The sequence below is a fragment of the Acidobacteriota bacterium genome, assembly GCA_030949985.1.
Classification (GTDB): domain Bacteria; phylum Acidobacteriota; class Polarisedimenticolia; order J045; family J045; genus JALTMS01.
In genome coordinates this window covers 1-1,033 of sequence record JAUZRX010000103.1, presented here as the reverse complement: position 1 = coordinate 1,033, position 1,033 = coordinate 1, and the positions used below count along the sequence as shown (strand labels likewise).

The window sequence follows — 1,033 nt, the reverse complement described above, 5'->3', positions numbered from 1 at the left end:
GGCGTCTCCGCCGATGGCGTCATGGGCCATGTCACGCTCGCGGCGATTGCCGGCTTCGGCTCGGTGCAGCTTGTAAACCGCCTGTGCGACAAGCGCCTTGCGTTTATTCGCCGCCTCAAGACATACAAGACGTTCGGCCGCGGCTGGGAGGCTCGTATCGCTCGTGTCAGGAAGGCCAGCATTGCCATGGCGCGTGAGAACGTCGAGGCGGCTGCGCTCGTCGGTCCGACCAAGGCCGCGCAAGGCAAGGCGGATGGGCAGGTCAAGGTGTCGGCAACGATGGCCGACATGGTGAAATCTCCTCAAGTGCTGGGCACTGTAGGCTCTGTCGTTGGCTCGGTTGCGACAATGGCCTCCGGGACAGGCCCGGTACAGTGGGCGCTGGCTGCGGTACTCGTCCTCGGCGCCGTGGCCGGCGTCGCGCTGTTGTTGAGGCGGAGCGGCAATGTTTGACATGCGCGGTTTGCTGGTCGTAGTTTTTGCCGGGTTTGGCGCGGCGTTGAGCTTGTTCTTCATTCCGGTGTTCTGGCTGTTCGACGCCATGTCGTACGCTTGGTTGGCACCAGCTGCAGGGCTGGTGCTCGGGGGGCTTGTTGGAAGGGAGCTTGAGCGATGACGAAAACAGCAGACGTAAAGGCAGTCAACCGTTACACGGATCTGGCGGTGCTCGACGACGGCGAGATCATCCGGGTGTCTGACTGGTTTGACGATGACGGCCAGCCATGTGACTCGAATGAGGCCGTGGTGTGCGTAGCCGGGCCGACCGACAAGGGCAAGTGGTTCTCGATTGATCTCACGCAGTTTGGAGGAGACTAGTATGTGGGTATGGTTCCTGCGAAGCCGGTTTGGGCAGACCGTGGCTCTGGTTGCTGTGTTCATTCTGGCTATGCTGGGGATCATAACCCAACAACGCCACAGTGCCGCCAAGGCGGCACTAGAGCGGATACGGGAGAAGGACAGGAAAAATGCGGAAGGTATACGTGATCGTGTTGAGCGGGATGCTGACAGCAAGCTGCACGATTACGACAATTCC

4 protein-coding genes are annotated in these 1,033 nt (G+C 60.7%); all 4 read left to right on the top strand.

The features are described 5' to 3' along the window. A partial coding sequence (locus Q9Q40_14565; protein ID MDQ7008442.1) for a hypothetical protein occupies positions 1-453 on the top strand: 453 nt, incomplete at its 5' end. Further along, positions 446-616 (top strand): hypothetical protein, encoded by a 171-nt coding sequence (locus Q9Q40_14560; protein ID MDQ7008441.1) that lies wholly within the window; start codon positions 446-448, stop codon positions 614-616. The genes Q9Q40_14565 and Q9Q40_14560, both read left to right, overlap by 8 nt. Continuing rightward, entirely contained in the window at positions 613-816 is a 204-nt protein-coding gene (locus tag Q9Q40_14555) for a hypothetical protein (GenBank protein ID MDQ7008440.1), read from the top strand. Before Q9Q40_14560 ends, Q9Q40_14555 begins: the two co-directional genes overlap by 4 nt. 1 nt (position 817) lies before the next feature. Then, positions 818-1,033: hypothetical protein (locus Q9Q40_14550; protein MDQ7008439.1), on the top strand; the 216-nt coding region annotated here is incomplete at its 3' end.